Raw genomic sequence first — 10,985 nt, 5'->3', positions numbered from 1 at the left:
CGATGCGGCACAAGGTGCTGATCACGCTCGGTGCGCTGGACGCCGTGCTGCGTGCCGAGGGCTATGCGCCGCCGCCCGGCGCGGCCATCGATGCCGCCCGCGCTGTTTATGGAGAATGACGGGCCTTGTTCAACTATGCCGGGTTTTCTCGATGGCGGCCTTCAGCGCGCCGTAATCGACGGCGCCGGGGATGATGTAGCGGGCGTCGAAGACGAAGGTGGGCGTGCCTTCCAGATGGATGGCCTCGGCCAGTTCAGAATTGGCGCGCAGGGTGGCGGCGACGGCGGGGCCGGCCATGTCGGACACCAGGCGGTCCGCGTCGAGGCCGGCCTGTTTCGCTAGCAGGCGGATGCGGGCGGTGTCGGGCTTCGTGGTGTCTGTCATGATGGCGCGCTGCATGCGGAAATAGGCGTCGTGACCGCCTTGCAGCGCGGCGGCGGCGATGGCCTGTGCCGTCAGCACGCTGGCCGGACCCAGCACCGGTATCACCTTCTCCACGATGCGGACATTGGGATCGTCATGAACCAGGCGGTCGAGGTCGGCCAGCACCTTGCGGCAGTAGGGGCAGCGGGGATCGTAGAATTCGATCACCGTCGTCCGGGCATTGGGTGCGCCCAGAATCGCGTCGCTGGGTGCCGGCGTCGTCAGGGCCGCCCGGTTGGTGGCCAGCGCGTCGCGGGTGCGAGTCTGTTCCTGTGCCTCGGCCCCGGCGCGCAGGGCGGTGATCGCGTCGGACAGGATCGAGGGGTCCGTCTTCAATGCGTCGCGGACGATGGCGACGATTTCCTTGCGCTGGGCCGGGGTGAAGCTGTCATCGGCGCGGGCGGTGGAGGACAGGGCCAGCATCAGGCCGATGCAGGCCGGAAGGGCCGTGCGGAGCCTGGCGAGGCTGCGGGACGAGAAAAAAGACAAGGGCGGCCTCCGGCGCTCGGGTTCCGTAACGGGGCTGTCTGTAGAGCAGAATGGGGTGGCGCGGAAGAGCGCCGGGGGACAAGGCGAGTTGCCGATGCTCCCGAAGACCGCTAATTCCCGATAGCCCGGTGGTTTCATCCTCGGGGCATGACGGCGGTAATGGAGAATCTGTGCGTGCGTGAACGTCCCCTGAACCACCCGTTGCGCCGTTGCGGGGCCTTGCTGCTGTCCACGGTCCTGGCTACGGCGCTTGGCGGATGTTCGGTCAAGTCCTTCAATGACCCGTTGGGATCGGCCAGCCACGCCCTGTTCGGCGGCGGGTCCGACACGCCGAAGGGGCCGACCTACCTGACCGGCTATATCGGCAATGTCGTTTCGGACGAGCCGCAATCCGCCATGGTTGCCCGCGACGTTCTGGCGCGGGGCGGCAATGCCGCCGACGCGGCGGCGGCGCTGGGGATGACGCTGGCGGTCACGCTGCCGTCGCGGGCCTCGCTGGGGGCGGGCGGCGCCTGCCTGGCGTGGCGCCCCGGCGAATCCGACGGTGGCCGGGCGTTCCTGTTCCTTCCGGTTGCGGGATCGACGACGCCCGAGCCGGGGAGCGCGCCGGTCGACCGCCCGGCGGCGGCGCCGATGTTGGCACGCGGGCTGTATCTGATGCATCTGCGCTATGGCAGCGTGGAGTTCGCCGAAACCCTGACCCCGGCGATGCAACTGGCGCGCGGCGGCATTTCGGTCAGCCGGGCACTGGCCACGGACCTGGCGGCCGTCCAGGGGCCGCTGCTGGCCGATCCGGGCGCGCGGGCGATCTTTAGCCGGGGCGACGGCAAGGTGCTGGCCGAGGGTGACACCCTGGTGCAGCAGCGCCTGACCGGTGTGCTGGAACAGATCAGCAGCATGGGGGTGGGCGATCTGTATAACGGGGCGCTGGCGCGCTCGTTCGTTGCCGGCAGCCAGGGCGAGGGCGGTGGATTGACGGTGGCGGACCTGCGCGGTGCCGTTCCGGTCGAGACCGATCCGTTGACGGTGCGCGCGGGCGAGGTGCGGGTCAGTTTCCTGCCGCCGCCGGCCGATGGCGGGCTGGGCAGCGCGGTTGCCTTCCGGGCCCTGAATGAAGGCGGCCAGAGCGATCGTGCCGGCCAGTCGGCGGTTGCCGCCTGGCGCGGCCAGACGGCGGGTGCGCAATCGGGCGCCGAGTTGATTGCCAGGGCGCAGGCGGTGGTCGATTCCGGCACGGTTCCGACCGGTGGAACGCTGCCGCATCTGCCGGCTTCGACCTCGTTTGCCGTGGTCGACCGGCATGGCGGGGCTGTGGCGTGCAGCCTGACGATGGATAATCTGTTCGGTACCGGCCGTATCGCAGGGAGTACGGGCATTGTGATGGGGGCGTCGCCGCGCCGCCTGCCGCCGCCGCTGCTGACGGCTGCGATCGCCAGCGAGGGCAGCAGGTTCCGGGCCGCGGTGACCGGATCGGGGCAGAACGACGCGGCCGACGCGGTCGCGGCCGAAATGAAGCAGGTCCTGGCGGGCGAAAAGCCGGGTGCGCGGCCGGTGACGGCGGATGGGCGCATCAACGCGATTTCCTGCCCGGCGGGGCTGCCGGGGGGCGAAGGGAGCTGTGCCGGCGGTACCGACGCGCGTTCGGCCGGCCTGTCCGTGGGGTCGGACTGAGGGACCTGCGCCGGGATCTGGTGCGGCCGCTTGTGGATGATCATGTTTTGTTCTAGTTTTCGTTTGGTCGGGACCGCCGGGCGAGGCGGGCAGTACCCGGGGTTTTCATGATATCGGAACGGGATTGAAGGCGATGGCGCAGGCACCGGGCATTGACAAGAGCAAGGCGCTGGAAGGCGCGCTGAGCCAGATCGAACGTGCGTTCGGCAAGGGATCGGTGATGCGCCTGGGCCAGCGCGCCAACGAGGCGGTGGATGTGATCTCCAGCGGTTCGCTGGGGCTGGACATCGCGCTGGGCATCGGCGGCCTGCCGCGTGGCCGCATCGTCGAGATCTACGGCCCAGAAAGCTCGGGCAAGACGACCCTGGCGCTGCATGCGATTGCCGAGGCCCAGAAGAAGGGCGGCGTCTGCGCGTTTATCGACGCCGAACACGCGCTGGACCCCGGCTATGCCCGCAAGCTGGGCGTCGATGTCGACAATCTGCTGATCAGCCAGCCCGATGCCGGCGAACAGGCGCTGGAAATCGCCGATACGCTGGTGCGCTCGGGTGCCATCGACGTGCTGGTGGTGGACAGCGTCGCGGCCCTGGTGCCGCGGGCGGAGCTGGAAGGCGACATGGGTGACAGCCATGTCGGCCTGCATGCGCGGCTGATGAGTCAGGCGCTGCGCAAGCTGACGGGCACGGTCTCGCGCTCCAACACCATGATGATCTTCCTCAACCAGATCCGCCTGAAGATCGGTGTCATGTTCGGCAGCCCGGAGACGACGACGGGCGGTAACGCGCTGAAATTCTATGCTTCGGTGCGCATGGACATCCGCCGGATCGGGCAGATCAAGGACAAGGAAGAGGTCGTGGGCAACCAGACCCGCGTCAAGGTGGTCAAGAACAAGATGGCCCCCCCGTTCCGCCAGGTCGAATTCGACATCGTGTATGGCGAGGGGATCAGCAAGATGGGCGAGCTGATCGACCTGGGCGTCAAGGCCGGCATTGTCGAGAAATCGGGGGCCTGGTTCTCGTATGACAGTCAGCGGATCGGCCAGGGGCGGGAGAATTCCAAGCAGTTCCTGCGCGAGCATCCCGAGATGGCGGCCGATATCGAACGGCGTGTGCGCGAGCAGGCGGGCGTGGTGGCCGAGGCGATGCTGGTCTCTCCCGGTGAACAGGATCTTGCCGACGCCGAGTGACCGGCACGGGGCGATGAGCCGGCACGCGGGGCCGCGTGGCCTCGCAGTGCTGGCTCTGCTGGCCGGTCTGACGGCCTGCGGGTTCAAGCGGCCGGATGGGGAGTCGATCGATGTGCCGCCCCTGACCCTGTTCAGCGGGCAGGAGCGGCCGGGCACGGCCCAGACTGCGGCGGCCGGCCGGCAGCATGATGGGTCGCAGCCGATGTCTGCCGCGCCGGCGGGGCGGCAGCCGGATTATCAGCCGCTTCCCGATGCGTGGGGCATGCAGATGATTGCTTCCGGATTCGATTCCAATGCCGCCGGGGATGACGGGCAGAAGGAAGATGCCGGGCATTACGTGATCCCCGACACGCAGGTGAGTTATGGCGCCCGTGGCCGTGGACAGACGGTGAGGGGGCAATAGGCCGCGGAGCCTGATTGGAAATGGGCGCTGGCGGCGCGTTCCGCGCGTGTTTCCCATCGGGCCCCGAGTCACGTCTGTGTCATGAGACAGCCGGAATGTGGCGGTTTTGTGCCTTTTTTTGACCGAAGGGGCCGGATGCGGGGGGAGGAGGAGCGTGGGGTCCACTGGATCGCTCCAGGCGTTGATGTTACGCCGCGCTGAACGAGGCCGGAATGACGGTCCATCCTGGGGAAGCGGATTCATGACGGTTGGCACGAAACCCGGCGGCATCTGCCCGGTCCGGGCATAGAGCATGATGCTGCGGATGCCTCCGTGGGGGTCGGTGTCGCGGGACGGCGATCCACCGCTTCCATATCTGACCTTTTCGCGTTCCGACTGGGCGGCGTTGCGGGCCAACGTGCCGCTCTCGCTGTCCGAGGACGAGATCGCGGCGCTGCGCGGCCGGAACGAGCCGGTGTCGCTGGCCGATATCACTGAGGTCTATCTGCCACTGTCGCGCCTGCTGAACCTGTATGTCATGGCCTCGCGCGGTCTGAACAGCATGGTCGAGAGCGCGTTCCTGGGGTGTCCGCGCATTTCGGTGCCGTTCATTATCGGCATCGCCGGCAGTGTGGGTGTGGGGAAGAGCACCTTTGCCCGGCTGCTTCAGGTCGTGCTGTCGCGCTGGCCGGACCATCCGCGCGTCGACCTGGTGACGACCGACGGGTTTCTGCTGCCGACGCGGGTTCTCGAGGAACGGAGCCTGATGCAGCGCAAGGGCTTCCCGGAGAGCTACGACCTGCGGCGGATGATCGCCTTCCTCGCCGCCGTCAAGGCGGGCGAGCGGTTGCAGCAGGTGCCGCTCTATTCGCATGAGGCGTACGATATCGTGCCTGACCGTTTCCAGACGGTGGACCGGCCGGATATCCTGATCTTCGAGGGGCTGAACGTGCTGCAGACCGGTACCGACCGGTCGATGGTGGCGTCGGATTATTTCGATTTCTCGATCTATCTCGATGCCACGACCAGCGATATCGAATCGTGGTATGTGGAACGGTTCCTGCTGTTGCAGCGCACGGCGTTCCGCAAGCCGACTTCCTATTTCCATCACTATGCCGACCTGTCGCCGTCCGAGGCTGAACGGGTCGCGGGGCAGATCTGGAACCGGATCAACCTGCCCAATCTGGAAGCCAATATCCTGCCCACGCGTGAACGCGCGCGGTTGATCATGCGCAAGGGGCGGTCGCATGCCATCGACGAAGTCCGCCTGCGCTATCTGTGAGGGTATCGGCGTCGTGCGCCGGATGGCTGCATGACGGTCATGTTCCGCCATTGATCCCGATGCGATAGTCTGGATGCTGTTTCGAGAGGGATAGGTCTGATGGTCCGGGTGATCGGTCTGATGAGCGGCACGTCGCTGGACGGTGTGGATGCCGCCGCCATCGAGACGGATGGTATCATGGTCGGGGCGGCCGGGCCGACGACGACCGTTCCCTTTCCGCCCGAGCTTCGGGCGCGGACCCGGGCCATTCTCGATCGTGCGGCGAGCCTGCGGGCGGATGATCCGGAACTGCTGGCTGTCGAGCATGATCTGACGCGCCTGCATGTTGCAGCGGTTCGCGCTCTGGACTGGCCGGCGGATCTGATCGGTTTTCATGGCCAGACGATCCTGCACCGTCCGGAGGAGCATCGAAGCTGGCAGATCGGTGATGCCGGCCTGCTGGCGGCGGAAACCGGGGTGCCGGTCGTGCATGATTTTCGCAGTGCGGATCTTGCCGCGGGGGGCGAGGGAGCGCCGCTGGTGCCGGTCTTTCATCAGGCCCTCGCCCTTGGACTGGAGCATCCTTTGGCCGTGCTGAATATCGGCGGGGTGGCGAATGTCTCGCTGCTCGGGGCGTCGGGAGAGTTGCTGGCCTGCGATGTGGGGCCGGGCAATGCGCTGCTGGATGATTGGGCGATGCGCCATACCGGCGTGCCCTGCGATCGTGACGGGGCGCTGGCCAGGGCGGGGCGGGTCGATGGGGCGGTTCTGGGGGACCTGATGGGCGACCCGTTCTTTCGTCGGCCGGCGCCGAAATCGCTCGACCGCCTGTCGTTTCATCGTGCCATGGATCTGCTGGCCCCTCTGTCGCCGGCCGATGGGGCGGCGACGCTTGCCGCCTTTACCGTTCGGGCGGTGGCGGAACTGCCTCTGCCATTCGCGCCGCGCCGCTGGCTGGTCTGTGGCGGTGGCCGTCATAACCCGGTGCTGATGGAGGGATTGCGGCAGGCGCTGGGCGTTGCCGTCGAACCGGTCGAGGCCGTGGGATGGAATGGCGATGCGCTGGAAGCCCAGTGCTTCGGTTTTCTGGCCGCGCGTGCCGTGCGCGGGCTGCCGCTTTCCTTCCCCGGAACGACGGGGGTGGAGCGGCCTGTCAGTGGAGGGCGGCTGGAAGAGCGGGGGGTGCCGGCCGCCGCGACGCGGATGTTGAACCTGCTGCGGCAGGGATAAGGCCTCGACTCGATCAGTCGTCCGTCTGGCGGGGGATGCCGAGGGTATCGAGGCGATCGTGGACCTGATTCGAGAGGGCCGTGTCTCCGTGCGGGCCGAGGGCGTGCAGGGTGCGCTCCATGGCCAGCAATATGTCCGATGTCGCATCGTCGACCGCGCGCCGCCACCAGTCCAGGGCCTCGGCACGCTTGCCCATCGCCAGCAGCGCCGATGCATAATTATGCTGTCCGCGATAATCGCCGCCTTCGGCCGAGCGGCGGTACCATGCGAGAGCCGCGGCGGGATTGCGTTCGGTGTGCCAGCCCTCTTCGGTGAAGCGGGCGACCAGGTTCATCGACTTGGCGTGTCCGCGTTCGGCGGCGCTGCGGAACAGTGCCAGTGCGAGGCGCAGATCGGCCGGCATGCCGAGGCCGCGCATCGTCATGATGCCCAGATTGTAGCATCCCCAGAGGTCGCCCAGGCGCGCCGCCGTTTCGTAGCTGGCGGCGGCGGCCGGGAGGTCGACCGCGCAGCCCCATCCGAAATGATGGCACCGCCCGAGCATGTTATGGGCGGGCGCGTAGCCGGCGGAGGCGGCGATTTCGTACCATTTTCGCGCCTGCTGCGGGTTGGGCGGCACATAGATGCTGTCGAGCAGGATGTCGCCCCAGCACACCTGCTCCGGAACATGGCCCTGCGCGGCCCGGATGCGGATTTCGTCGATGAAATCGGGCAGGGGAGGCGGTGTGTCCCTGTCGCGCCGGCGCTGGATGGCGGTCTTTTTCAGGGTGTCGAGAAGCCGCATCTGTAGGGAACCCATGACGGTTGACGCTTGGCGCTACAAACCATGATCGGGGCATTTATGCAATTGATAATCTGTCGCAACCAAGCTATTCAGCGATCTTGCATGTCGTCCGCATGGGGCGTTGCCGTTCGTCCAGGCGCGGACCATGCAAGCGCCATAGATCGAGACCGCCATGTTGCTGCATATCCCCAATGTTCTTTCGGCCGATGAGCTTCTTCACTGTCGTCGCGCGCTTGCCGAGGCGAACTGGGCGGATGGGAGGGTGACGGCAGGGCCGCAATCGGCGTCGGCCAAGAACAATCTCCAGATCCCGCTGGACCATCCGCTGCATCGTTCGCTGGGTGAGATCGTGCTGCGTGCACTGGGGCGGAACAATCTGTTCAACAGTGCGGTCGTGCCGCTGCGCGTCGTGCCGCCGCTGTTCAACCGCTATGACGAGGGCATGTCGTTCGGTGCGCATGTGGACAATGCCATCCGGCCGATCCCCAATTCCGGCGGAATGCGTATCCGCACGGATGTTTCCTCGACGCTCTTCCTGACCGACCCCGAAGAATATGACGGGGGCGAGTTGAGAATACACGATGCCTCGGGCGTGCAGGAGATCAAGCTGCCGGCCGGGGACATGATCGTCTACGACACCACGGTGCTGCATGATGTGACCCCGGTCACGCGTGGCAGTCGCTGGGCATCGTTTTTCTGGACGCAATCGATGGTCCGGGACGTGGAGCGGCGGCGGATCCTGTTCGACCTGGATCGCACGATCATGGATCTGCGCATGCGTCTGGCGGATGACGATCCTGCCGTGCTCGAGCTGGTGAATTGTTATCATAATCTCATGCGCCAATGGTGCGAACTCTGAGTGCCTGACCAAAATGCGCGCTGGCGGCGATCCGACGCGCGTTTTCTGTGCTCCGATGCTCACGCTCACGGCCCTCAAGGCCGCTCCGCTTCGGTGCTCGAAAACACACGCCGGGCGCGGCCCTACCGGGCCGCTCTCGCTCACCAGCCCACATTTTCAGTCAGGCACTGAATGGAATAATACTGAAATTATCTATAGATTTCAGTATTCTTGTGCGATGACCGGTGGGAGTGCATCGCCGGGAATGGACAAGACATTTTTTGTCGCAAATGAATTTCTTGACGCTTTGTATCTCTCGTGAAACATACGCTGTTAATGCGAATAGTTCGCATTTTCATATATGGCATTGAGGAAACCCCGGCGAATGGGTGTCACTGGAAAATGGCGTGTGGCGCAGCAGGTGGCGCCCCAGCGCGGTCAGGTCCTGTGTGGTCTGGCGATGGCGATGATCGGGTCCCAGGGGCTGGCCGCGACGCCGGGTGTGGCGGCGTCGGACAAGCTGACCGACGAGGAAAGGAAGAAGGCGCATCAGGATCGGCCCAATCCGCGGCACGAACATATCGAAGTCGTGGGCATGTGGCATGACATGTCGCCGAAATTCACCGCCTCGCTGCTTGATACACCCAAGAGCGTGTCGGTCATTTCGCGCCAGTTGCTGACCCAGACCGCGTCGAACACGCTGGCCGATGCGTTGCGCAATGTGCCAGGGATTACGATGGGCGCGGGCGAGGGGGGTAACCCGGTCGGCGACCGGCCGTTCCTGCGGGGGTTTGACGCGCAGTCGAGCACCTTTGTCGATGGATTGCGCGATGTCGGGGCGCAGTCGCGCGAGACGTTCAATGTGGAATCGATCGAAATCGTCAAGGGCGATACCGGGGCCATCGCCGGGCGGGGCGGGGCCGGCGGTGCGATCCTGATCAACAGCAAGATGCCCACCCTGAAGAATGTGGTCGATGCCAATCTCGGTTTCGGCAATGCCGATTACAAGCGCGGCACGTTCGACGGTAACTGGCGGATTACGGACACGGGGGCCTTCCGGCTGAACCTGATGGGTGACGACCAGGGCGTGGCGGGGCGCGGGCCCACCCATTACCGGCGTTTCGGCGTGGCGCCGGCGGTGTCGTTCGGGCTGGGGACCCCCAACCGCGTCACGCTGATGTATTACCATATGCAGAATGACGACCTGCCCGATGTCGGCATTCCGTACAATAATCCGACCTTCAACCCGCGCTCGGGCGGTGCGGCGCGGGTCATGGCGACGGGCGATGGCGCTCCGGTCAAGGTGCCGTTCGATACCTGGTACGGGCTGGAGAACCGCGATGCCAACCAGGATGGCATCGACATGGGCACGCTGCGGCTGGAACATGATTTCAGCAGCACGCTGCATCTGCGCAATACCACGCGCTATTCGGAAACGACGCAGAACGACCGCTGGACGATGCCGGACGACAGCCAGGGCAATATCTATTACGGCTATGTCTATCGGCGCCTGAACAGCCGTTTCTCCACTTTCGATACGGCGACCAACCAGACCGATTTCTATGGATCGTTCGATCTGGCGGGCTTCAGGAACCAGTTTGCCTCCGGCGCGGAGTTTACGCGCGAGCAGGGCAAGAACGACAATTACACGGCCTATGTGAACGGCCAGAATGTGGCCTCGGGCACCAATTTCACCCGTTGCGCCACCGCGCTGGCCTTTTCGTCGGGCACCTGTACCTTGCTGCCCGATCCGAATCCGGGCCAGCTCTGGACGGGCGACCTGAGGCATACGGGGAACCCGAACAGCACGCGCTTCGATACCAAGGCGGTCTATCTGTTCGACACGATCACGCTGCTGAAGCAGCTCCAGGCCAATGTCGGCCTGCGCTACGACAATGTGCAGAGCACCTATCGCGCGGCGGCGGGCGAATATGGGCGTGGCGACAATCTGTTCACCTACCAGGGTGCGCTGGTCTACAAGCCGCGCTCCAATGGCTCGATCTATGCGTCCTATGCCACGTCGGCGATTCCGCCGGGCAATTCGGTCGGCCAGGGATCGGACGATATCAGCCTTGGTGCCGACCGATCGGGCAATATCGGCGCCGTGCTGAAGCCGGAACGCGACCGCACGATCGAGGTCGGCACCAAATGGAACATGCTGCATAACCGGCTGCTGGTGACCGGCGCGCTGTTTCAGATCGACGCCACCAATTTCAAGATCACCACCGCGACGGGCGGGATCGACAATGGCGGCACCAAGCGGGTTCGGGGCTTCGAGGTCGGTCTGAACGGGCAGATCACCCGCGACTGGTCGATCAATGGCGGTTTCACCTACCTGGATGCGCGGCTGCTGAAGGCCGGCGGGTCCGGGGCTGCTGCCGGGCTGATGGATGGGCGCCATGCGCCGAACACGCCGGAGAGCAGCCTGGCGCTGTGGACGACCTATCGCGTCATCCAGCCGCTGACGGTGGCGGCGGGCGTTTATTACATGGGCAAGGTGTATGGCACGGATTCCCCGACGGCGCCGAAATTCGTACCCAGTTACTGGCGGTTCGACGTCATGGCCACCTACAAGTTCATGAAGCACTACAGCCTGCAGCTCAATGTGCAGAACCTTGCCAACAAGCGCTATTTCACCCAGGCCTACACCACGCATTATGCGATGCAGGCGCCGGGCCGGACGGCGCTGGTGAACCTGAACGCGCATTTCTGACCGGCGCA

9 protein-coding genes are annotated in these 10,985 nt (G+C 65.4%); 7 read left to right on the top strand and 2 right to left on the bottom strand.

Translation table 11 applies throughout. The features are described 5' to 3' along the window. Positions 1-129: 129 nt before the first annotated feature. A complete protein-coding gene (locus HLH29_RS08945; RefSeq protein ID WP_408871955.1) occupies positions 130-912 on the bottom strand; it encodes a DsbA family protein in 783 nt (260 codons plus the stop codon). Positions 913-1,059: 147 nt separating this feature from the next. Here HLH29_RS08945 and HLH29_RS08940 point away from each other — a divergent pair, with 147 nt between their 5' ends. The 5 genes from HLH29_RS08940 to HLH29_RS08920 all read left to right on the top strand — a co-directional run bounded on the left by HLH29_RS08940 (position 1,060) and on the right by HLH29_RS08920 (position 6,642). Then, positions 1,060-2,583 carry a gamma-glutamyltransferase gene (locus HLH29_RS08940; protein ID WP_182965914.1) on the top strand — a complete coding sequence of 508 codons (1,524 nt, stop codon included), beginning with the start codon at positions 1,060-1,062 and terminating at the stop codon, positions 2,581-2,583. Between the two features lie 133 nt (positions 2,584-2,716). Further along, positions 2,717-3,769 (top strand): recombinase RecA, encoded by a 1,053-nt coding sequence (gene recA, locus HLH29_RS08935; protein ID WP_182965912.1) that lies wholly within the window; start codon positions 2,717-2,719, stop codon positions 3,767-3,769. A 13-nt stretch (positions 3,770-3,782) separates the two neighbouring features. Continuing rightward, positions 3,783-4,172: a hypothetical protein gene (locus tag HLH29_RS08930; protein WP_220791442.1), complete on the top strand. Its 390-nt coding sequence runs from the start codon at positions 3,783-3,785 to the stop codon at positions 4,170-4,172. A 292-nt stretch (positions 4,173-4,464) separates the two neighbouring features. Then, positions 4,465-5,433, top strand: coding sequence for a type I pantothenate kinase (gene coaA / locus HLH29_RS08925; RefSeq protein WP_182965910.1), 969 nt, complete (start codon positions 4,465-4,467; stop codon positions 5,431-5,433). A 99-nt stretch (positions 5,434-5,532) separates the two neighbouring features. Beyond that, on the top strand, positions 5,533-6,642 hold the full coding sequence (locus HLH29_RS08920; RefSeq protein WP_182965908.1) for an anhydro-N-acetylmuramic acid kinase: 1,110 nt from the start codon (positions 5,533-5,535) through the stop codon (positions 6,640-6,642). A 13-nt stretch (positions 6,643-6,655) separates the two neighbouring features. Here the strand turns inward: HLH29_RS08920 and HLH29_RS08915 are convergent, their stop codons facing one another. After that, positions 6,656-7,426 (bottom strand): tetratricopeptide repeat protein, encoded by a 771-nt coding sequence (locus tag HLH29_RS08915; protein WP_182965906.1) that lies wholly within the window; start codon positions 7,424-7,426, stop codon positions 6,656-6,658. A 172-nt stretch (positions 7,427-7,598) separates the two neighbouring features. On the opposite strand from HLH29_RS08915, the gene HLH29_RS08910 reads away from it, so the two are divergent. After that, positions 7,599-8,285 carry a Fe2+-dependent dioxygenase gene (locus tag HLH29_RS08910; RefSeq protein ID WP_182965904.1) on the top strand — a complete coding sequence of 229 codons (687 nt, stop codon included), beginning with the start codon at positions 7,599-7,601 and terminating at the stop codon, positions 8,283-8,285. Between the two features lie 364 nt (positions 8,286-8,649). Further along, a complete protein-coding gene (locus HLH29_RS08905; protein WP_182965902.1) occupies positions 8,650-10,977 on the top strand; it encodes a TonB-dependent receptor in 2,328 nt (775 codons plus the stop codon). The last annotated feature ends 8 nt before the right edge of the window (positions 10,978-10,985 follow it).

It is taken from the genome of Gluconacetobacter tumulicola (assembly GCF_014174215.1).
Classification (GTDB): domain Bacteria; phylum Pseudomonadota; class Alphaproteobacteria; order Acetobacterales; family Acetobacteraceae; genus Gluconacetobacter; species Gluconacetobacter tumulicola.
The sequence above is the reverse complement of the archived record's forward strand: the minus strand, read 5'-3'. Positions and strand labels throughout refer to the sequence as shown.